Source organism: Pedococcus sp. P3_C7 (assembly GCF_056402615.1).
Genome location: NZ_JBFUHC010000014.1, coordinates 1 through 22,422, shown reverse-complemented (window position 1 = coordinate 22,422; position 22,422 = coordinate 1). Strand labels below are relative to the sequence as shown.

23 protein-coding genes and 1 tRNA gene are annotated in these 22,422 nt (G+C 69.5%); 12 read left to right on the top strand and 12 right to left on the bottom strand.

Features of this window, described 5'->3' with window-relative positions:
- Positions 1-14 precede the first annotated feature (14 nt).
- A complete protein-coding gene (locus AC1DS4_RS18560) occupies positions 15-1,037 on the top strand; it encodes an LCP family protein (protein ID WP_477624443.1) in 1,023 nt (340 codons plus the stop codon).
- Positions 1,038-1,052: 15 nt separating this feature from the next.
- On the opposite strand, the gene AC1DS4_RS18555 is transcribed toward AC1DS4_RS18560, so the two are convergent.
- Genes AC1DS4_RS18555 through AC1DS4_RS18545 form a run of 3 tightly spaced genes read right to left on the bottom strand, consistent with a single transcriptional unit; the run spans position 1,053 to position 3,091 of the window.
- The gene (locus AC1DS4_RS18555) at positions 1,053-1,997 is read right to left on the bottom strand and encodes a hypothetical protein (protein WP_477624444.1); all 945 of its coding nucleotides are present in this window, start codon (positions 1,995-1,997) and stop codon (positions 1,053-1,055) included.
- Entirely contained in the window at positions 1,997-2,584 is a 588-nt protein-coding gene (locus AC1DS4_RS18550; protein WP_477624445.1) for an arsenate reductase/protein-tyrosine-phosphatase family protein, read from the bottom strand. The genes AC1DS4_RS18555 and AC1DS4_RS18550 overlap by 1 nt, the downstream gene beginning before the upstream one ends.
- A 9-nt stretch (positions 2,585-2,593) precedes the next feature.
- Positions 2,594-3,091 carry a heme-binding beta-barrel domain-containing protein gene (locus AC1DS4_RS18545; protein WP_477624446.1) on the bottom strand — a complete coding sequence of 166 codons (498 nt, stop codon included), beginning with the start codon at positions 3,089-3,091 and terminating at the stop codon, positions 2,594-2,596.
- Positions 3,092-3,213: 122 nt separating this feature from the next.
- Between AC1DS4_RS18545 and AC1DS4_RS18540 the strand changes: the two genes are divergently transcribed.
- Entirely contained in the window at positions 3,214-3,582 is a 369-nt protein-coding gene (locus AC1DS4_RS18540; protein WP_477613986.1) for a DsrE family protein, read from the top strand.
- A gap of 203 nt (positions 3,583-3,785) precedes the next feature.
- On the opposite strand, the gene AC1DS4_RS18535 is transcribed toward AC1DS4_RS18540, so the two are convergent.
- Positions 3,786-4,649 (bottom strand): hypothetical protein, encoded by an 864-nt coding sequence (locus AC1DS4_RS18535; protein ID WP_477633641.1) that lies wholly within the window; start codon positions 4,647-4,649, stop codon positions 3,786-3,788.
- 7 nt (positions 4,650-4,656) lie between these two features.
- Positions 4,657-4,977, bottom strand: coding sequence for a MoaD/ThiS family protein (locus AC1DS4_RS18530; protein WP_477624448.1), 321 nt, complete (start codon positions 4,975-4,977; stop codon positions 4,657-4,659).
- A gap of 120 nt (positions 4,978-5,097) precedes the next feature.
- Here AC1DS4_RS18530 and AC1DS4_RS18525 point away from each other — a divergent pair, with 120 nt between their 5' ends.
- Entirely contained in the window at positions 5,098-5,802 is a 705-nt protein-coding gene (locus AC1DS4_RS18525; RefSeq protein WP_477646100.1) for a winged helix-turn-helix domain-containing protein, read from the top strand.
- Here the strand turns inward: AC1DS4_RS18525 and AC1DS4_RS18520 are convergent.
- Positions 5,789-7,696 (bottom strand): bifunctional metallophosphatase/5'-nucleotidase, encoded by a 1,908-nt coding sequence (locus AC1DS4_RS18520; RefSeq protein ID WP_477624449.1) that lies wholly within the window; start codon positions 7,694-7,696, stop codon positions 5,789-5,791. The two genes, AC1DS4_RS18525 and AC1DS4_RS18520, sit on opposite strands and share 14 nt — an antisense overlap.
- Positions 7,697-7,795: 99 nt before the next feature.
- Between AC1DS4_RS18520 and mshD the strand changes: the two genes are divergently transcribed.
- The 7 genes from mshD to pstB all read left to right on the top strand — a co-directional run bounded on the left by mshD (position 7,796) and on the right by pstB (position 16,257).
- Positions 7,796-8,779 (top strand): mycothiol synthase, encoded by a 984-nt coding sequence (mshD, locus tag AC1DS4_RS18515; RefSeq protein ID WP_477633642.1) that lies wholly within the window; start codon positions 7,796-7,798, stop codon positions 8,777-8,779.
- Positions 8,776-11,037 carry an RNA degradosome polyphosphate kinase gene (locus AC1DS4_RS18510; protein WP_477613992.1) on the top strand — a complete coding sequence of 754 codons (2,262 nt, stop codon included), beginning with the start codon at positions 8,776-8,778 and terminating at the stop codon, positions 11,035-11,037. Before mshD ends, AC1DS4_RS18510 begins: the two co-directional genes overlap by 4 nt.
- Positions 11,034-12,002 carry an NUDIX hydrolase gene (locus tag AC1DS4_RS18505; protein WP_477633643.1) on the top strand — a complete coding sequence of 323 codons (969 nt, stop codon included), beginning with the start codon at positions 11,034-11,036 and terminating at the stop codon, positions 12,000-12,002. Before AC1DS4_RS18510 ends, AC1DS4_RS18505 begins: the two co-directional genes overlap by 4 nt.
- A 197-nt stretch (positions 12,003-12,199) precedes the next feature.
- Positions 12,200-13,321, top strand: coding sequence for a phosphate ABC transporter substrate-binding protein PstS (gene pstS, locus AC1DS4_RS18500; protein ID WP_477613994.1), 1,122 nt, complete (start codon positions 12,200-12,202; stop codon positions 13,319-13,321).
- 153 nt (positions 13,322-13,474) lie between these two features.
- Positions 13,475-14,488, top strand: coding sequence for a phosphate ABC transporter permease subunit PstC (gene pstC, locus AC1DS4_RS18495; RefSeq protein ID WP_477633644.1), 1,014 nt, complete (start codon positions 13,475-13,477; stop codon positions 14,486-14,488).
- Positions 14,485-15,405, top strand: coding sequence for a phosphate ABC transporter permease PstA (gene pstA, locus AC1DS4_RS18490; protein ID WP_477613996.1), 921 nt, complete (start codon positions 14,485-14,487; stop codon positions 15,403-15,405). The genes pstC and pstA overlap by 4 nt, the downstream gene beginning before the upstream one ends.
- Before the next feature lie 75 nt (positions 15,406-15,480).
- Positions 15,481-16,257, top strand: coding sequence for a phosphate ABC transporter ATP-binding protein PstB (gene pstB / locus AC1DS4_RS18485; protein WP_477613997.1), 777 nt, complete (start codon positions 15,481-15,483; stop codon positions 16,255-16,257).
- A gap of 345 nt (positions 16,258-16,602) precedes the next feature.
- Here pstB and AC1DS4_RS18480 read toward each other — a convergent pair whose 3' ends face one another.
- The 6 genes from AC1DS4_RS18480 to AC1DS4_RS18455 all read right to left on the bottom strand — a co-directional run bounded on the left by AC1DS4_RS18480 (position 16,603) and on the right by AC1DS4_RS18455 (position 21,595).
- Positions 16,603-17,370, bottom strand: coding sequence for a hypothetical protein (locus AC1DS4_RS18480; protein ID WP_477646099.1), 768 nt, complete (start codon positions 17,368-17,370; stop codon positions 16,603-16,605).
- A gap of 651 nt (positions 17,371-18,021) precedes the next feature.
- Positions 18,022-19,014, bottom strand: a complete 993-nt coding sequence (locus tag AC1DS4_RS18475; protein WP_477613999.1) for an inorganic phosphate transporter — start codon at positions 19,012-19,014, stop codon at positions 18,022-18,024.
- 8 nt (positions 19,015-19,022) lie between these two features.
- Positions 19,023-19,649 (bottom strand): DUF47 domain-containing protein, encoded by a 627-nt coding sequence (locus tag AC1DS4_RS18470; protein ID WP_477614000.1) that lies wholly within the window; start codon positions 19,647-19,649, stop codon positions 19,023-19,025.
- A 109-nt stretch (positions 19,650-19,758) separates the two neighbouring features.
- Positions 19,759-19,977: a hypothetical protein gene (locus AC1DS4_RS18465; protein WP_477614001.1), complete on the bottom strand. Its 219-nt coding sequence runs from the start codon at positions 19,975-19,977 to the stop codon at positions 19,759-19,761.
- A gap of 566 nt (positions 19,978-20,543) precedes the next feature.
- The gene (locus AC1DS4_RS18460) at positions 20,544-21,191 is read right to left on the bottom strand and encodes a hypothetical protein (protein ID WP_477633646.1); all 648 of its coding nucleotides are present in this window, start codon (positions 21,189-21,191) and stop codon (positions 20,544-20,546) included.
- 41 nt (positions 21,192-21,232) lie between these two features.
- Positions 21,233-21,595 carry a TFIIB-type zinc ribbon-containing protein gene (locus AC1DS4_RS18455; RefSeq protein ID WP_477633647.1) on the bottom strand — a complete coding sequence of 121 codons (363 nt, stop codon included), beginning with the start codon at positions 21,593-21,595 and terminating at the stop codon, positions 21,233-21,235.
- A 110-nt stretch (positions 21,596-21,705) separates the two neighbouring features.
- Between AC1DS4_RS18455 and AC1DS4_RS18450 the strand changes: the two genes are divergently transcribed.
- Positions 21,706-22,092, top strand: coding sequence for a hypothetical protein (locus AC1DS4_RS18450; protein WP_477633648.1), 387 nt, complete (start codon positions 21,706-21,708; stop codon positions 22,090-22,092).
- A 102-nt stretch (positions 22,093-22,194) separates the two neighbouring features.
- Positions 22,195-22,267: transfer RNA gene (locus tag AC1DS4_RS18445), tRNA-Lys, on the top strand.
- Positions 22,268-22,422: the final 155 nt, after the last annotated feature.

Here is a 22,422-nt window from a genome sequence, read left to right as displayed (position 1 = left end):
CCTACACTGTGCGGGTGCTCGACCAATTCGAAGAGACCCAGTCCACGCCCCCGAAGGCGCCCCAGAAGCGATCGCGCCTTCGGCGGACCCTGGCCGTCATCCTGGCGCTCGTGGTCCTGATCGTGGTCGGGGGCATCGCGGCGTACCTGCTCTTCCTCAACCACACGGTGACCGCAAACGTCCAGCACGAGTCCCTGCTCCCGACACCGGGAGTCAGCGGTGCCGCGCCCGCCCCGACGAAGAAGCCCGCGGCGAAGCAGGCGCAGAACATCCTGTTCATCGGGTCCGACGCCCGCGCAGGGCTGGCCGGCGCCCGTTCCGACGTCATCGTGCTCATGCACGTCGCGAGTGACCGCAAGACCGTCACGCTGGTGCACTTCCCGCGCGACCTCTACGTCAGCGTCCCCGGCCACGGCAAGGACAAGATCAACGCGGCCTTCGCCTACGGGGGTGCGCCGCTGCTGGTCCAGACGCTCCAGGGCCTCGTCGGGGTGCCGATCGACCACGTCACCCTGGTGGGCTTCGAGGGCTTCAAGAACATGACCGATGCCGTGGGCGGCGTCAACGTGTACGTCGAGGAGTCGAGCAGCTCGGACGGCTACACGTTCACCAAGGGCTACCAGCAGATGACTGGTGCGGAGGCGCTCGCCTTCGTCCGCGAGCGCAAGGATCTCAGCGAGGGCGACATCTCGCGCGGCCGACGCCAGCAGGCCTTCATCAAGGCCCTGATGCTCAAGTCCCTGAGCAAGAGCGTCCTGACCAACCCGGTCAGGTTGGCGCAGTTCGTGGAAGCGGGCACGGCGAACCTCACGGTCGACGACGCCTTCACGGTGAGCAAGATGCGCAGCGAGGCCTTGTCCCTGCGCAACCTGCGTGGTTCGGACATCGCGTTCGTGACGGCGCCGTTCACCGGTTTCGGCACCTCACCCGCCGGTGCGTCCATCGACATCGTCGACGAGCCGGGGATGCAGGCCCTCGGCGAGGCGCTGCAGAACGACGCGATGGGCACCTACCAGGACGTCACCCACACGCCGTAGCGGCGTCAGCGGTCGTCAGCTCTTCTTCCAGGTCGCGAGGTCGCCGCCGGCGAGGTAGACGGCGTCTCCCACGAGGAGCCAGCCGGAGCCGGACGTCACCGACAGCGCGACGGTTCCCGGCTCGACCTTGGTGAGGTCTGCCTCAGCACAGCCCAGGGCCGAGGTGGGCTTGGCGGCGTCGACGACCGCGACGCCGCTGCACGAGTCCGCACCGGGGAGCGCGACGAACGCGCGGCCCTTGGCGTTGAGCGCCAGGGCGAGCGCACCGGCAACGGTGGCCGACGTGTCCCAGCGCCCGCCGGAGGTGCTCACCCTCACCCGTCCGTCCGGGCACAGGGCTGCGGCGCCGCTGTCCACCACCGCAAGGTCGATCACGGGGCCGGAGCCACACGGTTTGCCCGTGCCGCCCGTGGGCAGACCGATCGAGGCGACCGCCCTGGGGTCTCGGAACCACGCATCCTTCACGACCACCGAGTCCCCGAAGTCCGCGTCGAGGGCACCTGCGTGGCGAATGGCCGGGGTGCAGTCGGTGGCGGAGTCGGCGCCGACGACGAAGGCCGAACCGTCGGGTCGCACGCGGACGCGGACGATGGCGTCATAGGGGACCGACCGGGGGCCCCAGGTCGCTCCGGCGTTGCGGGTCAGCTCGAGCTTGGAGCCGCCCGACTTGCAGGTGCCCGTCGTGAAGCGGAAGGCGCTGTTCTTGTCGAACGCCACGACCCCCTGCGTCAACGGGGCGACCTCGACGCTGGGCGTGCTCGGGTCCGACGTGGTCGTGCCGCCCGTGGACGTACTCGTCTTGGAGGATGACGCCGAGCCGACCACGCCGGCGTTGATGGTGGAGCCACCCTGGTCGACCGGCTGACGCGTGCTGTTGATCGCGAAGGCCACCAGCAGCACGTCCACGACCAGGAAGGCGCCCAACCCGACGATGCCGGCTCGTTCACCCAGGCGGGGCATCACGGCCTCCCGAGGGCTCGGGCCACCGCGGGCAGCGAGCCCATGATCTGGCCGGTCATGTCCTCGAAGACCTGCGGGGGGCGGCGGTACGGGTCGACGATGTCGGCCTCGGCGTCACGCAGCGGCGCCCGCATCCCCCGCTGGCCTGCTGCCAGGGCGACGACACGGACGATGTGCTCCCTGGCCGAGTCGGACGGGATCTGCACGACCGAGTCCTCCAGCCCCGAGACCAGGTCGGCGAACTCACGGAAGGCGAAGACGTAGCGCAGCGCCTTGGGGTGCAGCATGGCCACCTTGCCCCGGTGAGCGCGGGTGGCGGTGAGCACGATGTCGGCCTCCGCGACCATCGACTGCGTGAGGTCGCGAGCGAGGAAACCGTTCGCGGCATACCCCTGGCTCTCCAGGTGCGCCCGCGCCTGGTCCTCCATCGCGTGGCCGGGCAGCGCGCCGGTGCCACCGCTGGACACCTCGACGGCGCCGGGGCCCCACGATCGGTCCAGCTCCGCCTGCAGCGCGCGTTCGAGGAACGGTGACCGGCAGATGTTGCCGGTGCAGACCGTGAGGATCCGCGCTGGTGTCGACGACATCGGTGGGCCCTAGCCGACGCGCTTGAGCTCGGCGGACAGGTGGCTCTGGAGCGGCTGACCGACGGCGGCCATGTCCATCGCCCACATGAGGTTGGAGTTGACGAGGCCGTACAGCCGGGTGGCGGCGTTGTACTCCTTGGCCTGGGGGCTGCGCAGCACTCCATCGGTGCGCAGCTCGATCTTGGCCGGCTCGGCCTTGCCGTAGTAGAGCTCGACGATGCCCGTCGGGTGGGTCAGGAGGAACTCGACCTCGCCGTCGGGGAAGGGCCGCCAGAAGCCGAGCTCGGTCGCCAGCGGTCGCACCTTGTCGCCCGCCTCGTTGAGCAGCCAGGTGCGGCTGTGCCACTCCAGGAACGGGCGGCCGTCGTGCTTCACCTCGATCTCCTGCCCGAAGTTGGCCGACTCGATCGTGGGGTAGCCGACGACGCCGGCGCCCTCCCAGCGGCCGATCAGCCAGGCCAGGGGCGCGAGCTCGCGCGGGAGGTCGGGGTCGAGGGTGAACTGCATCAGCGCGGCGTCTTGACCAGGCGGTAGACGACGAATCCCGCAAACCAGGTGATCACCACGGCCGTGAGGGCGAGCAGGGAGATGTAGAACGTGTGCACGCGCCAGATCGTAGCCTGTGGACCATGACAGACCCGCGCACGCTCGTCATCAAGGTCACCTGTGGCACCGAGTCGCTCGAACGCCTCAACCAGGCATTCACCGTCGCCGCCACCGCCGTGGCCAGCGGGGTGGACGTCAGTCTGTGGCTCACGGGGGACGCGTCGTGGATGGGCGTGCCCGGTCGGGCGGAGGCGGTCGAGCTGGCCCACGCCGCCCCTCTGGCGGACCTCCGCGACGCCGTGGTGGCAGCCGGGACGGTCACCGTGTGCGGCCAGTGCGCGGCGCGGCGCGACCTCAGCGACGCCGACCTCGTGCCCGGCGTGCTCATCCGTGGGGCGGCGGCGTTCGTCGAGGAGGTCACCGCGCCCGGGGCCCAGGCCCTCGTCTACTGACCGCAGCGAGCGCCCGACGCCAGACCCACGGCCTGGGTATGCCGCGTGCCCACCTCCCAGCGCGGGAAGGGTCGCCACGCCCTGCGACTTGTTGCTCCCCGGCGGTCACCAGACCCCCGATCCGGGCCCTGGGTGACCACCAGGCGGCAACAAGTCGCGGCGCCCGCGCCCGCCGTGGGGCACCCTCGCCGGAAGTGCGGTGCTCAGGCGACGAAGTAGCGGACCACGAGGTAGGCGACCACGCCGACGAGCAGGGATGACGCGGCAGCCACGGCGAGCTGGGCCCGTGGCATGGCCGTCGCCGGCAGTGGAGCCAGCACCCGCCGCGCCGCGTGAGAGATGGCGGCCGCGAGCAGGCCGAGCAGTGCTGCCGGCCCCGGCATCGGGTCACCCGCCACGAGGGAGACGACGACCGCTGCGCCACCCCCGAGCAGCATCGCGATGAAGAGCGCCCACTGCCGCAGTCGGGCGATAGAGACGCAGGGATCGGCGAGGGCACCGACTCCCAGTCCGGCCATCGCCGCCGCGAGGGCCGGCTCTCCCGCCAGGACGTGCGGAATGGGGGCGAGCGTGGTGCCCGCCGAGATGATCGCCAGTCCCGAGATCGTGGCGGCCACCGACTCGGTCAGGCGCGGGCGGCCGTCACGGCGCATCAGCTGGTGCAGGAAGGCGACGATGACCGCGACAGCGAGCGCGGCCGGCATCCACTCGAGGTACGGGTCGTGGCGCGTCAGCAGGGCGGTCCCCGTCATGAGCAGCGTGCCGATGGCCAGGACGGCGCTGGTGCCGCGGGGACTCGGCAGGCTGAGCAGCAGCGGCCATCCCCAGGCGAGCACCAACCCGGCCAACGCCACGGCGAGCGCCACGAACTGGGGGCTCGCATAGCCGGTGAGGGCCACCAGGGCCGCAAAGGCCACCGTCGCCGCGATCGACAGCGGTCGCGGGAGCAGGGCTTGTCGCGGCAGCGCAGGCGGGGCGGTCTGGGCATGCGCTCGACGCTCGCGCCGGGTCAGCGGGACGGCAGGGTTGTTGGGCGCCTGCTCGGGGACGTCGGACACAAGGGGCATCTTCGCATCACCCCCCGGCGAAGGGAGGCAGTACCTCCAGCACCGAACCGTCCGGGAGGGGGTCGTCGCGGTGCGCCGCCCGGCCGTCGAGGAGCAGCGTGCTGACTGCCGTCACCGGCGCCAGCCCGGGGTGGAGCGCGTCGACCGCCGCCACGGCCTCGGCGATCGTTGCGCAGTCACGCACGAGGTCGGTCTCCACGCCGGCCGCAGCCCGGGCACCGGCCCAGTAGCGGACCGTGGCACTGCCGACCGTGGCACTGCGGACCGTGGCACTGCCAACCTCGGTCGAGCCGACGGTGACCGTCGGCGCATCGTCGTCACGCGGCATACCCACGCTCCTCTCAGGCGACTCCGTCGAGCTCTTCTCGTGAGCTCTTTCCGTGAGACAAGGGTCTCACCATGTGTGCACAGGCCCGCCGGGGGGCCCTCGCCCGTATCCTTTCAAGGCATGGCCCGTCTGTTGCTGCTGACGAACGCCTTGGCGCCCAGCGCCGAGGTGCTTCCGGCACTGGGTCTGCTCACCCACCACGTGCGCATCATCCCGGCCGAGCCGACCGCGCTGGTCGACGCCCCACCCTGCGATGCCGTCCTGCTGGACGCCCGCCGCGACCTGGCGGTGGCCCGCTCCCTGTGCCGCGTCCTCCGTGCCACGGGGATGTCCGTGCCCCTCATCGCCATCCTCACCGAGGGCGGCCTGGCGGGCATCACGGCCGAGTGGGGGGTCGACGAGGTCCTGCTCGAGTCCGCCGGCCCCGCCGAGGTCGAGGCGCGGCTTCGGCTGGCGGCAGGCCGACTCGTGGACACCCAGGAGCCCGAGGACGTCCAGATCACCTCGGGCGACGTCACGATCGACGAGGCGACCTACTCCGCCCGTGTCCGTGGACGGCTGCTCGACCTGACCTACAAGGAGTTCGAGCTCCTCAAGTACCTCGCCCAGCACCCGGGTCGCGTGTTCAGCCGGGCCCAGCTGCTCCAGGAGGTCTGGGGCTACGACTACTACGGGGGCACCCGCACCGTCGACGTCCACATCCGCCGGCTGCGGGCCCCCCCCCGTTCCCGGGTGGGGCGCCTTCGTCGTTGCCGTATGCCGCGTTGCCGCGTCAGTGCGTATGCCGCGTTGCCGCGTCAGTACGTCGTGCTCAGTTCTTCGTGATCCGGGCGTCCGCGACCGGGCTGTACGGCGAGTGCGCCTGCAGGTAGTTCGCGAAGGCGTCGATGTCGAGGCCGCCGAAGAACCTGCCGGTGCCGACCCGGAAGCCGGGAAGGCCGTCTCCACCGTCCGCGACGAAGTTGTTCGTCACGACGCGGTAGCTGGCCGTGTCACTGATCTCGGCACCACCCAGGGTCACCGGCCCGAGAACTCGGCCCGTGGGGGTGTCGCTGTAGCTGTAGGCGAAGCCCGCCGACACCTGCAGGATGACCGGCCTGGCAACGGTGTTGGGCGAGGTCGTCGCACCACCACCCCACTGCTCGCGCAGGATCTCCTTGATCTGTGCGCCCGTGAGCGACACCGAGACGAGGTAGTTGTTGAACGGCTGCACCTGGAAGGCCTCGTCGTAGGTCACCTCACCGGGGGCCTCGTTCCACGACTTGTTCGCGTAGGTGAGGTTGGTGCGGATGCCACCCGGGTTCATGAAGGCGATCACCGGGGTCTGGCCACCGGTGATGGTCGACGGGTCGGCCAGCTGGGCGTCGGCGATGAGGTCCCCGAGCTTGGACTCGCCCGCGGAGCTCGCCGACGTCGTGATGTCCGTGCTGATCGAACCGAGAACCTTGCTCGCGATGGGGGCGATGAGGGTCTTGTAGTCGGCGATGATCTTGGTCTCCGCCGCGTCCTTGAGGGCCGGATCGCGGGTGACGATGACGTTGCTGCCGGCCACCGAGCTGCGCACGATGTCCTGGGTGCGACGGTCGAAGGTCAGCGTCGTCTCGGTCACGAGACGGCCGAACGAGGACGCCGACGTCACCAGGCGCGGCTGCCCTGCCGGGTCGGGGATGCTGCAGACGTACGGCGTGTGGGTGTGGCCGCTGACGATCATGTCGATCTGCGGGGACAGCGCCCTCGCGATCGGGATGATCGGGCTCGCGCTGGTGTTGGGGTTCAGGCCCGTGCTGGTGCCCGTGGGGCAGGCCGAGTCGAACCGGTTCTCCAGACCGCTGGCCGGGTTGGTGTGGGGCCCACCGGGATAGGTCGCGGTCCGCAGGGGGACGCCACCCTGGTGGATGAGGACGACGATCGCCTTGACGCCCTGCGCCTCGAGCTGGGGGACCAACGCGTTAGCGGTGTCCACCTCGTCGGTGAACTCCAGTCCCTCGATGCCCGACGCGGTCACGATGTTCGGCGTGTCCTTGAGGGTCATGCCGATGAAGCCGATCTTGGCTCCCTTGAAGTTCTTGACCCACGTGGCCGGCAGGATCGTCTGGCCGGTCGCCTTGTAGCGGACGTTGGCCGCGAGGATCGGGAAGGACGCACCCGCGAAGCTCTTGCCACCGGGGCAGGAGTCCTGGTTGGCCGCGCCGGCGCCGTCGTCGAGGCAGCCACCGTTGGCCAGTCGCTGCAGCTCCTTGTACCCCTCGTCGAACTCGTGGTTGCCCACGGCGGTGACGTCGAGGCCCAGGCTGTTCATTGCCTCGATGCTCGGCTCGTCGTGGAACGCGGCCGACAGGAGCGGCGAGGCTCCGACGATGTCGCCCGCTGCGACGGTCGCGGTGTACGGGTGTCCCTGACGCATGGCCTTGAGGTGTCCCGCGAGGTACTCGACTCCACCGGCGTTCACCGTCGTGGGGGTCACCGCGTAGGTGGTCACGCCGGTGTTCGGGTTGGTGCTCGACGTCTCGGTGTAGGTGTCCGAGGTGATGGTCCGGCCGCCGGAGCCCGACGGGGGCTCGAGGTTCCCGTGGAAGTCGTTGAACGACAGCAGCTGGATGTCGATGGTCGGCCCGTTGGGGGCAGCGGACGTGCTGCCTCCCGTGAAGGCCGCACCGGTGGCCGCGAGGGCGGCCACGGCCACGACGCTGGATAGGCGTCGGGTGCGGGATGAGGTCATGTGTGCGTCCTTGTGCGGGAGGAAAACCGGCGGTAGCCGGACCTGTGCACGCTAACCGCGGATCTTTGGCGAGGGAAGATGCATGGTGCAATGTTTTACGTGCCCTTGACTCCCGTCCGCCTCGCCGACACCTTGACCCCCAGCCAAGTCGCCCAGGTTCATGACCTGCAGCGACGTGCCGCCGCTCTTGACGGCGTCGCTCCCCTGTCGGAGCAGTCGCTCCTGTCCCTCGCCACACCGAGTGGCCGGGTCCGCCACCTGCTCGGGGATGCCGGTCGGCAGCTTGCGGGGTACGCCCAGCTCGACTCCGCCGCCGGGGACGACGGCTCGGGTGAGCTCGTCGTCGACCCCGACTTCCGGCGTCAGGGCATCGGTCGCGCCCTCGTGGACGCGGTCCTCGAGACTGCACCCGGGGCCCGGCTGTGGGCCCACGGCCAGCTGCCGGCCGCTCGGGCCCTTGCTGCCAGCGCGCAGCTCACGGCGGTCCGTGAGCTGCACAAGATGGCCCGACCGCTCACGGAGGCAGACCTCGAGCCCGCGGCGAGCGCGCTGCCGCCCGGTTTCACGGCACGGTCCTTCGAGGCCGGCCGCGACGAGGAGGACTGGCTGGCGACCAACGCCGCGGCCTTCGCGCACCACCCCGAGCAGGGGCGCCTGACGCTGGCCGACCTCCGGGAACGGATGGCGCTCCCGTGGTTCGACGCGGCCGGGTTCATCCTCATCGAGGCCGACGCCGCCACCAGGGATCCGTCCGCAGGGGCGGTCGCAGCCTTCCACTGGACCAAGGTCGACCCGGACGAGCGCTCGTCCGTCGACCCGGCCCGACCGGCAGGTGAGGTGTACGTGGTCGGCGTGCACCCGGCATACCAGGGACGAGGTCTCGGGCGGCCGGTGACGGCGCTGGGGCTGGCCCACCTCGCGGGGCTGGGACTTCCCGAGGTGGTCCTCTACGTCGACGGTGACAACCAGGCCGCGATACGCACCTACACGGGGCTCGGTTTTCGCAGCATCATGGTCGACGTGATGTATTCGCGCGCTGTTCAGCCGGCGCGTTCACCCGGCACTGTCAGGATGACGCCATGAGTGTGACGACCCGCCCCGCGGACGAGCCCGAGATCTTCGACGGCGATGAGTCCGGCCACGAGGTGTCGATCGCCAGCGCGCAGCCGCGGGCGTCCAACGGGCGCTTCATGCGGGTCGTCCACGCCGCGGGGGGCCAGGACGACAGCGGCCTGCCTGCCGACCGGTTCCTCGACCGCGAGATCTCGTGGCTTCAGTTCAACGAACGCGTCCTCCAGCTGGCCGCCGACGAGTCGGTGCCGCTGCTCGAGCGCGCGCGGTTCCTGGCGATCTTCACGTCGAACCTCGACGAGTTCTTCATGGTCCGGGTGGCCGGGCTCAAGCGTCGCATCGCCACCGGCCTGGCCGTGCGCTCAGCCTCAGGTCTCGAGCCCCGTGAGGTCCTCGAGCAGATCTCGCTCGTCGCGCACGAGCTGCAGGCTATGCAGACCCTCGTCTACAAGGAAAAGGTGCAACCCGCCCTCGAGGAGGAGGGCATCTCGATCGTCCGGTGGGACGAGCTGAGCGAGACCGAGCAGACACTCCACTCGGGCCTGTTCACGGACCGCGTCTTCCCGGTCCTCACCCCCTTGGCGGTCGACCCGGCCCACCCGTTCCCCTACATCTCGGGGCTGTCGCTCAACCTCGCGGTGGTGCTGATCAACCCCAAGACGGGCAAGGAGCACTTCGCCCGCGTGAAGGTCCCACCCCTGCTGCCCCGGCTGCTGCACATCGAGCCCGAGGCCGGCGAACCGTCGACGTCGGACCTGTTCAGCACTCGGTTCGTGCCGCTCGAGGACGTCATCGCCTCCCACCTCGACATGCTCTTCCCCGGCATGGAGGTGCGGGAGCACTTCACCTTCCGGGTGACCCGCAACGAGGACCTCGAGGTCGAGGAGGACGACGCCGAGAACCTCCTCACCGCCCTGGAGAAGGAGCTCACCCGTCGCCGGTTCGGGCCACCGGTCCGTCTGGAGGTGGACGAGACCATCGACGACCACGTGCTCGACATGCTGGTCCGTGAGCTCGGTGTCACGGACAGCGAGGTCTACCGGCTCCCGGCTCCCCTCGACCTGCGCGGGCTCAACCTCGTCGCGGACCTCGAGCGCTCGGACCTGCGCTACCCGCCGTTCCGTGGGCAGATGCACCCCGACCTCGCGCCCGCCGAGAGCTCCAAGCCGTCGGAGATCCTGCCGATCGTCCGCGACAAGGACGTGCTGCTTCAACACCCCTATGACTCCTTCTCGACCTCGGTCCAGGCCTTCATCGAGCAGGCGGCGAACGACCCCAACGTGCTCGCCATCAAGCAGACCCTCTATCGCACGAGCGGCGACTCCCCCATCATCGACGCCCTCATCGACGCCGCCGAGTCCGGCAAGCAGGTGCTGGCCATCGTCGAGATCAAGGCGCGCTTCGACGAGAAGAACAACATCTCCTGGGCCCGCAAGCTCGAGCACGCGGGCGTCCACGTCGTCTACGGCATGGTCGGGCTCAAGACCCACGCCAAGCTCTGCATGGTGGTGCGCCAGGAGCAGGACGGCAGCCTGCGCCGCTACTGCCACATCGGCACCGGCAACTACAACGGCAAGACCGCCCGCCTCTACGAGGACTTCGGCCTGCTGACCTCCGACCCGCAGGTGGGCGACGACCTGGCGCGCCTGTTCAACCAGCTGTCCGGCTTCGCCCCCCGCAGCAAGTTCAAGCGGCTGCTGGTGGCACCGAGGTCCGTCCGGTCCGGGCTGCTCGAACGCATCGACGCCGAGATCGACCACGTGGAGGCAGGGCGCGGGGGCCTGGTCCAGCTGAAGCTCAACTCGATCGTCGACGAGCAGCTCATCGACGCGCTCTACCGCGCCTCGCAGGCCGGGGTGGTCGTCGACATCTGGGTGCGCGGCATCTGCTCGCTGCGCCCGGGCGTGCCGGGGCTCTCCGAGACCATCAGGGTGCACTCCGTCCTCGGGCGCTTCCTCGAGCACTCACGGGTGTTCCTGTTCGGCGGTGGTGGGGAACCCGAGGTCTACATCGGCAGCGCCGACATGATGCACCGCAACCTCGACCGCAGGGTCGAGGCGCTGGTGCGCCTCGCGGACCCCCAGCACATCGCCGACCTGCAGTCGCTGATGGCCCGCGGCATGAGCGACACCTACGCACACTGGCGGCTGACCGGCGACGGCCGGTGGACGCGGGTGAACTTCGACGAGGACGGCGAGCCACTCGCCGACCTGCAGAGCGCCATGATCGAGATGCACGCCAAGCGTCGCCGCAAGGCCCGCCGGCGTTGACCGCCCCGATCCCTGCCGCGGGCACCGTCCCGTGGCGCCGCCGACGCGGTCAGCTCGAGGTCGCGCTGGTGCACCGACCGAAGTACGACGACTGGTCGTGGGCCAAGGGCAAGCTCGACCCGGGCGAGGAGTGGCCGGTCGCCGCCGTGCGAGAGACCCTCGAGGAGACGTCGCTGGCCGTCGGGCTGGGTCGGCCGCTGCCCGGCGCGGAGTACACCGTGCTCGACGCGACCGGCCAGCCGGCGACCAAGGAGGTCCGCTACTGGGCAGCCGAGGCCACCAGCCCCGCCGGGCCGTTGGTGAACGAGATCGACGAGGTGCGCTGGCTGGACGTGGTCGCCGCGTCTGACCGCCTCGACTACGCCCGCGACCGTGACCAGCTGCGCGCGGTGGTGCGGGCCGACAACGTCGGGACCCTGACCACCTGGCCGTTGGCCCTCGTGCGTCACGCCCATGCGGTGGGACGCGGCTCGTGGGCGCAGGACGACCAGCTGCGTCCCCTCGACGCCACCGGGCAGGAACGCGCGGCGGGCATCGCACCGCTGCTCGCGGCATACGGCGTCAAGCGGTTGGTCAGCTCGCCCTCGGTGCGCTGCGCCGACACCCTGCGCCCCTTCGCGGCGCGGCTCGGGGCGCCGATGCGCACCAAGGACGGCCTCAGCGAGGAGGGGTATGCCGCGGAGCCGGCTCGCGCCCTCCGGCACCTCGAGCGGCTGGTCGAGCGGGGTGCCCCCGCAGCGCTGTGCAGCCACGGACCGGTGCTCCCGGCGCTGCTCGGTCTGCTGCTCGCCCAGGTTGCTCCCGACGAGCCGGAGGCCGACCTGGTCCGGGCAGCGCTGAGGGCTGCGGCCCGCGACAAGATGGCCAAGGGGGAGGTCCTCGTCGCCCACCTCGTGGGTACCGGAGCGGCCGCGCGCGTGGTGGCCGTCGAGCGCCACCTTCCGCCGCACCACGCCCGCGGCTGAGCCCGTGCTGACGCACTCCTGACCTCTCGTTCACCCACTGCATCCCGGGGGGTCGGTGGGGCGACCTCGAATGTCTGACTGGTGTTCACCGTCCGTTCACCCTCCACGGGCCGCTGCGTCACTCGCCCTGCCTACCTTCGGGGCGTCGGGTACGAATGCCCGCCCCTGATTTTCCCCTGTGGAAAGGTTTGAACACCGTGAAGATTCAGCGTCTTGGCCTGGTGGCCAGCGTCGCCTTGGTCAGCTCGATCGCGCTGACCGCGTGCGGCTCCGACAACAACGCCGGCAGCTCCGGCGGTTCGTCGGACTCGAGCTCCACCACCACGTCGGCCTGCCCCAAGAGCGGCACCCTGAACGGCGAGGGCTCCTCGGCTCAGAAGAACGCCATCGAAGAGGCCATCGCGTCGTTCCAGGACGAGTGCGCCGGCACCACCGTCAACTACAACCCGACCGGTTCCGGCGCGGGCATCAAGCAGTTCATCGCGGGCCAGGTCGACTTCGCCGGCTCCGACTCCGCGCTCAAGACCGTTGAGAAGGACGGGGTCATCGAGGCCGACGCCGCGGCGAAGTTCTGCGGCTCCCCCGCCTGGAACCTGCCGATGGTCACCGGCCCCATCGCGGTCTCCTACAACGTCAAGGGCGTCGACAAGCTCGTCCTGACCCCCGAGGTCGCCGCCAACATCTTCAGCGGCAAGGTCACGACGTGGAACGACGCGTCGATCGCCAAGCTCAACGCGGGCGTGACCCTGCCGAGCGAGCCGATCAAGGTGTTCTTCCGCTCTGACGAGTCGGGCACGACCGAGAACTTCACCAAGTACCTCAAGGCCGCAGCCCCGGCTGCCTGGACCTCCGAGCCCGGCAAGAAGTGGCTGGGCAAGGGTGAGGGCAAGGAGAAGTCCGCCGGTGTCGCCGGTGCCGTCAAGGCCACCGAGGGTGGCATCACCTACGCCGAGTGGTCCTACGCCAAGGACAACAAGCTGGGCATCGCCCAGATCGACAACGGCGCCGGCCCGGTCGAGCTCAGCGGTGCCTCCGTGGGCAAGGCCGTGTCCGCCGCGAAGGCCGACGGCGAAGGCAACGACCTGCGCCTCAAGCTGGACTACGCCACCAAGGAGGCCGGGGCCTACCCGATCCTGCTGGTGACCTACGAGATCGTCTGCTCCAAGGGCAAGGACGCCGCCAAGACGGCCCTCACCAAGGCCTTCCTGACGCACTTCGCCTCCGCCGACACGCAGAAGTCCCTCGAGGAGATCGGCTACGCGCCGCTCCCCGACGAGGTCCGCACCAAGGTCGACACCGCGATCGCAGCGCTGTCCTGACCCACACCGGGTATGCCGGGGGGCTGGCTGGTTGCCAGCTCCCCGGCATACCCGTTCTGATGGATGGACGAACGTCTGGTGGACTGTGCGAAGGCACGCACCACCACGACCGCACGCACCACGACCACGACCACACGCACCGAGAGGCGCAACGTGAGCTCCGTAACCGGCGTTTCGATCGCTGACGAGCTGCCCGGACCCGACGGCCGACCCACCCTGAGCGGCGATGGCGCCGGCACCGGACGGCTCGGCGACCGTCTCTTCGGGGGTGCGGCCAAGGGCGCCGGGATCCTCGTCATCGGCCTGGTGTCGCTGGTCGGGGTGTTCCTGCTCTGGCAGGCCATCCCGGCGATCGCCGACGACAAGGTCAACTTCCTCACCTCGAGCGAGTGGTCGGTCGACAACGCGTCGAACCTGAAGTTCGGGATCGTCGAGCTGCTGTGGACCACCATTGCCGTCTCGACCATCGGCATGCTCATCGCGGTGCCGGTCGGGGTGGCGGTGGCGCTGTTCATCACGCAGTACGCGCCGAGGTGGCTCTCGCGGCCGGCGGCGAACCTCGTGGACCTGCTCGCCGCGGTGCCCTCGATCGTCTACGGCATCTGGGGCCTGAAGACCTTCGGCCCGGTGTTCGAGCCGGTCCAGAACTTCCTCAAGGACACGCTGGGCTGGTTCCCTCTCTTCTCCGACGCGGGCATCAGCGGCGGGAGCACGATCCTGTTCGTCGGCATCGTCCTGGCGATCATGGTGCTCCCGATCGTCACGGCGCTGTCGCGCGAGGTGTTCGCCCAGACGCCCGTGACCCACACGGAAGGCGCGCTGGCCCTCGGCGCGACCAAGTGGGAGATGATCCGCGTCGCGGTGCTGCCGTTCGGCAAGGCCGGCGTCATCTCGGCCGCCATGCTGGCCCTCGGCCGCGCCCTCGGCGAGACCATCGCCGTCACGATCATCCTCTCGACCCTGGCCGCCGGAACTGGCTGGACCTGGTCGCTGTTCAACGGCGGCGAGACGTTCGCGTCGCGCATCGCCAACAACGCCGGGGAGTTCGACTCCCCCGCGAAGACCGGCGCGTTCATCGCGGCCGGGCTGGTGCTGTTCGTGCTGACCTTCATCGTCAACGCGATCGCCCGCATCGTGATCGAGCGCAGGAAGGCGTTCATCGAATGAGCACCGTCGACACCGTGCGGCCCGACCAGGCGTCCAACGGCTCCACGATCCCGGCCCTCGGCCACCCGGCCCGCGGGCGCGAGATCCGGGACCAGCTGGCGCGGGTGGTGATGTGGGGCGCGTTCCTGCTCGCCCTCGTGCCGCTGCTGTGGATCCTGTGGACCGTCGTCAGCAAGGGCGCCCACCTGCTCCTGGACGCCCAGTGGTGGACGAACTCCCAGAAGGGCATCACGGCCCGCCGCGAAGGTGGCGGCGCCATCCACGCCATCCAGGGCACCCTGATCCAGGGCCTCACGACCGCGGCCATCTCCGTGCCGATCGGCGTGATGACCGCGATCTACCTCGTCGAGTACGGCCGAGGCCGACTGGCGAAGGCCGTGTCCTTCATGGTCGACATCCTGACCGGTGTGCCCTCGATCGTCGCCGGCCTGTTCGTCTATGCGCTCTGGGTGACGACGTTCGGATTCCAGCGGGTCGGCTTCGCGGTCTGCCTGGCTCTCGTGCTGCTGATGGTGCCGGTCGTGGTGCGCTCCACCGAGGAGATGCTCAAGCTCGTGCCGAACGAGCTGCGTGAGGCGGCGTACGCCCTGGGAGTGCCCAAGTGGAAGACGATCGTGCGGGTCGTCCTGCCCACCGCCTTCTCGGGCATCATCACCGGCGTGCTGCTGGGACTGGCCCGGGTCATGGGTGAGACCGCACCGCTGCTGATCCTCGGGCCCTACTCCAAGTCCATCGCCACGGACCTGTTCAGCGGCCTCATGCCGACGCTCCCCACGATGATCAACCAGGACCGCACCGAGAGCCTGCAGCCCGCGGTCGACCGCGTCTGGGCTGCCGCGCTCACCCTGATCCTGCTGATCCTGATCCTCAACCTGGCCGGCCGTGTCATCGCCCGGCTCGGCTCCGTCAAGAAGTAAGCCACCCGCGAAACCCCGCTCCGCGACCGTGCCGGCCACCCGGCATACTCGATCCGAAGGACGAAAGAACAGACCATGGCCAAGCGAATCGACGTCAGTGACCTGAACGTCTACTACGGCGCGTTCAAGGCCGTCGAGGGCGTCACGATGACCGTGGAGCCACGCTCGGTGACCGCGTTCATCGGGCCGTCGGGCTGCGGGAAGTCCACGTTCCTGCGCACCCTCAACCGGATGCACGAGGTGATCCCCGGCGGTCGCGTCGAGGGCAAGGTCATGCTCGACGACCAGGACCTGTACGCATCGGGCGTCGACCCCGTGGCGGTGCGCCGGACGGTCGGGATGGTGTTCCAGCGACCCAACCCGTTCCCCACGATGTCGATCTACGACAACGTCGCGGCCGGGCTCCGGCTGAACGGCGTCCGCGGGAAGGCCAAGCTCGACGAGGTCGTGGAGAAGTCGCTCAACGGGGCCAACCTGTGGAACGAGGTCAAGGACCGGCTGGCCAAGCCCGGCGCCGGACTGTCCGGTGGCCAGCAGCAGCGGCTGTGCATCGCCCGGGCCATCGCGGTCGAGCCGCAGGTGCTGCTGATGGACGAGCCCTGCTCGGCGCTCGATCCGATCTCGACCCTGGCCATCGAGGACCTGATCTCGGAGCTGAAGAGCCAGTACACGATCGTGATCGTCACCCACAACATGCAGCAGGCAGCACGGGTCTCCGACCAGACCGCCTTCTTCAACCTCGCGGCCACTGGCAAGCCCGGCAAGCTGGTCGAGGTCGCCGACACCCAGAAGATCTTCAACAACCCCGGGGTGAAGGCCACGGAGGACTACATCAGCGGTCGCTTCGGCTGAACCCTGCGCCTGCCGCGCTGCGACCTGTTGCGCGCTAATCGTCACCAACGCCGCAATCGGCCCCCTCGTGACCACCGGTCGGCAACAAGTCCCCCGGCGCTGCGACTTGTTGCGCGCAGATCGTCACCAGCCCCGCAATCGGCCCCCTCGTGACCACCGGCGCGCAACAAGTCCCCCGGCGCTGCGACTTGTTGCGCGCAGATCGTCACCATCGCTGCAAACGGCCCACTCGTGACCACCTGCCGGCAACAACTCCCCTAGCGCTGCGACCTGTTGCGCGCTAATCGTCACCAACGCCGCAATCGGCCCCCTCGTGACCACCGGCGCGCAACAAGTCGCCCGGAGTTAGGCGGCGTAGGGGCCGTCATCTCCGCCCATCCGCATGGTCTCCGCACTCCAGAGACGCAGGTCGTCCTCAGGGTCCTGCCTCCAAAGACAGCGGATCCGGCTCGGATCTGCCCGACGACGAGCGGATCGCAAGACCTGAGCCAAGCCAGAACCGCCACCCAGGACGTCGCTTGTGTCCCACCTCGCCACCGCGAAACCCACTGACTCGAGCTCGCGTTCGCGTTCCCGCTCGGCGAGCATGTGGGTCGCGGCTTCGTCGGCGTCCCAGGTGTCCGAGCCGTAGGCACCCAGGTACTTGCCGCGGCCGTCCGCCTCGCCGATCACGCCAGCCAGTGCCCACAGGAAGTCGACCCTGCCTATGAGTCGTCCATCCAGGTGGTGGATCCATACCTGGCTCATCGGCACCGAGAAGCCCAACTGGTGCGCTGTGGCGACGGAGGCTGACTCGAGCCAGCTCTCGCGACGCGCATCCGCCATGGCAATCCCGGCGTCGGCCTTCGTGACGCCCGGCCACCTCGTCTGGAAGGCCCGCATCGCCCGCAGTGCGTCAGGACTGGTCGTCCCGTTGCGCAGCGCTCCATCGGCGATCGCCAAGGCGTCGCGGAGCCGCAGCTGGCGAAGGCAGTCGATGACAGTGCGGTCGACCGTCGTCACGGGAAGGCCCGAAACCTCGGTGACGTGATCGGAAGGGAGGTCGCCATCCAGCAGGCGCCTCCAGTCATCTCGGGCGGCAGTGCGCTCGGACTCGGGCACTGTCAGGCTCACGGCACCAAGTGGGCCCAAGGGCTGTGGGAGCCCGTGCACAAGGGCAGCGCTCTGGTGGCTCAGCACCCCACCCTTGACGGACGCGCTCGCGGCACGGGACATGGCCCGATGAAGCTCTTGGGGGTCGAGTTCGAGCCAGGGCTCGCGGACGGCGTACAGGCTGGGCGCGACAGGAATGATCTGACGCCGTCTGACTGCCCCGGCGATGCTGGTGCTGCTCAGGCCGGCGGCTAACGCCTCCCTGGCCAGGAAGGGTTGGGGCAGGGACTGCCACGCTGCTTCAGGGGTTGTCCTCATCCTTCGATCGTGGGTGGCGAGGCTGTCGCGGACCATGCCTGACCTTGGGCCTGTGGAAACAGCCCGCGTCGACCCTGACCCTGTGGACCAGCACGACCGATGCGGGCGCGGCGTCGCGGCCACGGTGGTCGGGCGCCGGCCGAACTCGCCCCGCGCTGCCCGCCGTGGCCTCGCGCTGCCCCCGACTTGTTGCCGTCCGATGGTCACGGCACCCCCCAAACCGGACCGGGGTGACCACCAGATCGCAACAAGTGCGAGCAGACCAGGGCCGAGCAGGGCCGAGCAGCGCCGAGCAGCGCCGAGTAGCGCCGAACCCGTCCTACCCCCAGCACCCGTGGCCAGGAGCGGGGGCGGTCAGACGAAGAGGTTGATCAGGAGGCAGCTGGCGGCGGCGACCAGGCCGGCGCCGGGGAAGGTCAGGATCCAGGCGCCGACGATGTTGCCGGCCACGCCCCACCGCACAGCCGACAGCCGCTTGGTCGCGCCGACGCCCATGATCGCCGAGGTGATGGTGTGGGTGGTCGAGATCGGGGCGCCGAACGCCATGCCCGCAACGTAGAGGATCGAGGCCGCCGTCGTCTCCGCTGCGAAACCCTGCGGCGGGTCGAGGTGGATGATCCGGCGGCCGAGGGTACGCATGATCCGCCACCCACCGGCATACGTGCCCAGGGAGATCACGATGGCGCTCATGAGCAGCACCCACAGCGGGATGCCCTTGCCGTTGTAGTGGCCACCAACGGTCAGCGCGAGGACGACAACACCGGCGGTCTTGGACGCGTCCTGGAGGCCGTGGCCGAAGGCCATGGCCGCCGCGGACGCAGTCTGCGCATACCTGAAGCCACGCGAGACGCGACCCGGGTGGGCTCGGCGGAACAGCCACATGATCGTGGCCATGACGATGTAGCCGAGCATGATCCCGACGAGGGGCGAGGCGATCATCGGGATGATGACCTTGTGGAAGATGCCGGTCCACTTGACGTCAGCACCCGCAGCCAGGGCGGCACCACCCAGGCCGCCGATCAGGGCGTGGGACGAGGACGACGGCAGGCCGTACCACCAGGTCAGCAGGTTCCACCCGATGGCGCCGATCAGGGCGGCCGCGCAGATCACCAGACCGGGGTTGCCCGAGGGCGCCTCGATGATGCCCTTGCCGACGGTGTCCGCGATCTTCTTGCCGAAGAACGCACCGAAGAGGTTGGCCACTGCGGCCATGAGCAGCGCGACCCGCGGCGTCAGGGCGCGGGTCGAGACCGAGGTCGCGATCGCATTGGCCGCGTCGTGAAAACCGTTGGTGTAGTTGAAGCCCATCGCCAAGGCGATGACGATTCCGATCGGAAGCCAGTCCATGGGGAGGCTCAGGACTCCTTGACCGCGATGCTCTCGACCTTGTGAGCCACCTTCTCGAACGCGTCAGCGGCGGCCTCGAGCTCCTCGACGACCTCCTTGAGCTTCATGATCGTGAGGGTGTCGCCACCGAAGTCACCGTTGAACAGTCCGGCGAGCAGCCGGCGGTAGATCTGGTCGGCCTGGTTCTCGAGGCGGTTGATCTCGATCCAGTAGCCGGAAAGGTCCTTCATCGAGCGCAACCGAGGCATGGCGTCAGCCGTGAGCTCCGACATCCGCGAGAGGACCTCGACCTGGTCGGACACGCCGGCCGGGAGGTCACCGATGCGGTAGAGCACGATCAGGTCGACCGCGGCGTCCATCATGTCCATGCAGTCGTCCAGCGTCGACGCGAGGCCGTGGATGTCCTCACGGTCGAACGGCGTGATGAACGAGCTGTTCACCTTGCGGATGATCTCGTGGGTCGCCTCGTCGGCGGCGTGCTCGATCTCCCGCATCTTCGTCGCGACGGCTTCGCGCTCGGCGTGTGGAACGCCCAACAGCGTCGTCAGCTCACGCGAGCCGAGGACGAGGTAGGAAGCGGACTTGGCGAACAGATCGTAAAAACTGTTCTCCTGGGGGGTGAGGCGAAAGCCCACGGTTCTCTCCGGTCACGCAAGGGGGGATGGCCGTGGACGATGCTACGGGCAAGGACGCGAGAAAGCGCAACTGGGCGCTGATCGTCGCCGGTCGGTACCGCGCAGACGATCAGGCGTTCTGACGCTTCCAGACCCGGTGCGGGGAGCTCGGTGCGTCGTCGGACGACGTCGGGTGCCCGCGCTCGATGCCGAGGGCCCGGTCGATCTCGTCCTCGGTGAGCGGCTCGTCACTGGCAGTTGCGGCGACGACCAGGTCGCCCACCAGCTCGATCTCGTCCTGAAGCGCGTCGTCGGTCAGGTCAGCACCGGCCCGCGGTTCCTTGGTCATGGATGAAACGCTAACCGAGGCAACGCCGAACAGCGCATCTAGTTTGCTATCTCTTGACCCGCGATGCCCCGGAACCACCCAGATGGGCCATACCGGACACCATCACGACTAGTCCCATCCGGCTATGCCTGATGATGGTGGCCATGACCCCCGATCTCGGCGGTGCCCCCCCGGTCGAACCTCGCGATGTCGAGGACCGGGGTTCGTTCAGTCATGCCGTATGCCGCGTGTGCGGCTGGAGCGGTCCGGGTCGCCGTTCGCGACGGGTCTCGAGAGAGGACGCACAGGCTCACCAGGGGGTCTGCCCGGGTGGTCGACCGCCGGCCCAGGACAGCTGAGCGAGGGGGCGCGCACGCGGCATACCAAGGCTTGTGGATCAGTGGCCAGACATGGCCGGGAGATGAACATTTGTGCGTCGGGCCGGGAGCGCCTCACGGCGCGCGGCCGCTCGTAGCGGCTTCAGTTGGGACCCGGGGCTACCGCGGCCCGACGCACGTCCGACTGTAACCCCGGAGGCTCTGGAGTTGTTCCATCTGCGGCGTGTTTACCGCGACACAAGGGGCCGTTCAGATGAGTTCGCCGGCCCGCCACAGGCGGGCTCCGGCCTCGAGATCCTCGGCGGTCGAGAGCATCGACGCGGCCCGGCGGGTCTGCTGGGCGGCGGCCTCGCGGTCCTGGGCGTCGGTCGTGTCCGCACGGTCGGCGCGGCCCGCGGCCACGACGCGACAGAACGCCGCCGCCCGTTGCAGCGCAACGGCGAAGTCGCCCGCGAAGACTCCTCGCAGGATCGCGTCGCTGAGCTCGCGGAGCTCGGCGGGTCCGGGCGGCTCGGCGACGCCCGCCACCGCGTGGTTGACGTCGGTGAAGCGGATCCCTGCTGCGTAGTCGGCGCTGGCCTCACCCGGGCTGCGCTGCACCCACTCTCGCAAGGCGTAGAGCCGCCAGAGGGCACCGGGCAGGCTCCGCGCGGGACGGTCGGCCCAGAGCTCTGCGACGGTGACCAACCCCAGCTCGTCGACGAGGGCTACGAGCCGCGCGGTCAGAGCGGGGTCGTCGTTGGCGCGGCCGGTGCCCACCAGGACCGCGGCCGTCTCGTGGGCGATCTCGGTGACCTGCGCGGGGTCGGGGACCGTGCCGCCCTGCGCCCCCATCGCCATGGGGCTGAAGAAGGCTGGGCGGCGCGGACCGGGTCGGCCACTGGGCTCGTTTTTCATCGCGCCCATTGTCTCAGGTGATGCTCGCTGGGCGGCCTCGCTCAGTCGAAGAGCTCGCTGAGGAACGACTTCTTGCGCCGCTGGCCGTAGCCGCCGGGTCCGCCGTACGGCGCCTTGGACATCGAGCGGTAGGGCGCCTGGTAGCTCTGAGCCGGCTGCTGTTGCCACGCCCCCTGCTGCTGTGGGGGCTGTGGCACCGGCGGCTGCTGCGGGGTCGGCGCTGCCGCCGCGGGAGGTGCTTGCGGAGGGGATTGGTGCCACGCGTTCTCCGCGGCGACCAGGGCCTCGAGCTCCCCACGGTCGAGGAACAGGCCGCCACATCCCGTGCACTGGTCGACGTGGACCCGGTTGCGCTCGTAGCTGCGCATGTCGGAACCACACTTGGGACAGGTAAGGGTGTTCATGTCGGGCCAACGGCTCGGGGTGGGACGGGGTTCCGGGCGCCCGGGCCTGACTGGGGTTGGTTCCTTGCCGGGTCCCACGATGCAACGGCTGGTTGCGACACAGTGGGAACGTGCCCCCCAAGTCCCCGAGTCCGCGGCCGGCTCGTGTGGTCCGCACCGTCGTGTCGGTACTCGTGATCGCCGCAGGGGTGGCCGGTTTCGCGTTCTTCGGGTTGATGGCCTGGCTCGGGATGTGCGGGATCTCCGGGTGCTCGGGCGGCGGCTTCGGGCGGTCTACGGACCCGGCGGGCACCCGCCAGCTGCTGCTGCTGGCCGCAGCCTGCCTGCTCGCCGCCCTGCTCGTCCGCTCCGCGCTCCTGCGCAGCCTGCGCACCGCCGGGTATGCCGTCGTGATCAGCCTCGTGGCGGTGCTGGCACTCGCGGGGGTGATCGGGTCGGACTGGCGCGGCTGTCCGAGGTCCATCTCCTACGAGACCTGTCTCGCCGAGAGCCGTTGAACGCCTGATCCGTTGATCCTTGACCGACAGAGCCCGTTGAACGGAGTGGGAACTCCTGCGCCTCGTTGGCTACGCTGACCTGCGGTCGCCAACCGGCAGCCAGGGCCTCTAGCTCAATGGTTAGAGCTGCGGACTTTTAATCCGTAGGTTGTGGGTTCGAGTCCCACGGGGCCCACCGGTGCCTGTACGACTTCGCCTGATGCTTGACGTTTGGGCTTCGGTTGATGCCTGACAGTGTTTCGGTTGATGGTTGACACCTACTTCGGCTGATCCTTGACACTCCCTTGATGAGGGAGATGAGCGTGGCTGAGCAGCGGTACAAGGCGGTTC

Excerpts from the sequence above, each read along its gene's own strand:
- AC1DS4_RS18555 (WP_477624444.1), bottom strand. The coding sequence starts at position 1,997 with ATGCCCCGCCTGGGTGAACGAGCCGGCATCGTCGGGTTGGGCGCCTTC.
- AC1DS4_RS18550 (WP_477624445.1), bottom strand. The coding sequence starts at position 2,584 with ATGTCGTCGACACCAGCGCGGATCCTCACGGTCTGCACCGGCAACATC.
- AC1DS4_RS18545 (WP_477624446.1), bottom strand. The coding sequence starts at position 3,091 with ATGCAGTTCACCCTCGACCCCGACCTCCCGCGCGAGCTCGCGCCCCTG.
- AC1DS4_RS18540 (WP_477613986.1), top strand. The coding sequence starts at position 3,214 with ATGACAGACCCGCGCACGCTCGTCATCAAGGTCACCTGTGGCACCGAG.
- AC1DS4_RS18535 (WP_477633641.1), bottom strand. The coding sequence starts at position 4,649 with ATGCCCCTTGTGTCCGACGTCCCCGAGCAGGCGCCCAACAACCCTGCC.
- AC1DS4_RS18530 (WP_477624448.1), bottom strand. The coding sequence starts at position 4,977 with ATGCCGCGTGACGACGATGCGCCGACGGTCACCGTCGGCTCGACCGAG.
- AC1DS4_RS18525 (WP_477646100.1), top strand. The coding sequence starts at position 5,098 with ATGGCCCGTCTGTTGCTGCTGACGAACGCCTTGGCGCCCAGCGCCGAG.
- AC1DS4_RS18520 (WP_477624449.1), bottom strand. The coding sequence starts at position 7,696 with ATGACCTCATCCCGCACCCGACGCCTATCCAGCGTCGTGGCCGTGGCC.
- AC1DS4_RS18510 (WP_477613992.1), top strand. The coding sequence starts at position 8,776 with ATGAGTGTGACGACCCGCCCCGCGGACGAGCCCGAGATCTTCGACGGC.
- pstA (WP_477613996.1), top strand. The coding sequence starts at position 14,485 with ATGAGCACCGTCGACACCGTGCGGCCCGACCAGGCGTCCAACGGCTCC.
- pstB (WP_477613997.1), top strand. The coding sequence starts at position 15,481 with ATGGCCAAGCGAATCGACGTCAGTGACCTGAACGTCTACTACGGCGCG.
- AC1DS4_RS18475 (WP_477613999.1), bottom strand. The coding sequence starts at position 19,014 with ATGGACTGGCTTCCGATCGGAATCGTCATCGCCTTGGCGATGGGCTTC.
- AC1DS4_RS18465 (WP_477614001.1), bottom strand. The coding sequence starts at position 19,977 with ATGACCAAGGAACCGCGGGCCGGTGCTGACCTGACCGACGACGCGCTT.
- AC1DS4_RS18460 (WP_477633646.1), bottom strand. The coding sequence starts at position 21,191 with ATGAAAAACGAGCCCAGTGGCCGACCCGGTCCGCGCCGCCCAGCCTTC.
- AC1DS4_RS18455 (WP_477633647.1), bottom strand. The coding sequence starts at position 21,595 with ATGAACACCCTTACCTGTCCCAAGTGTGGTTCCGACATGCGCAGCTAC.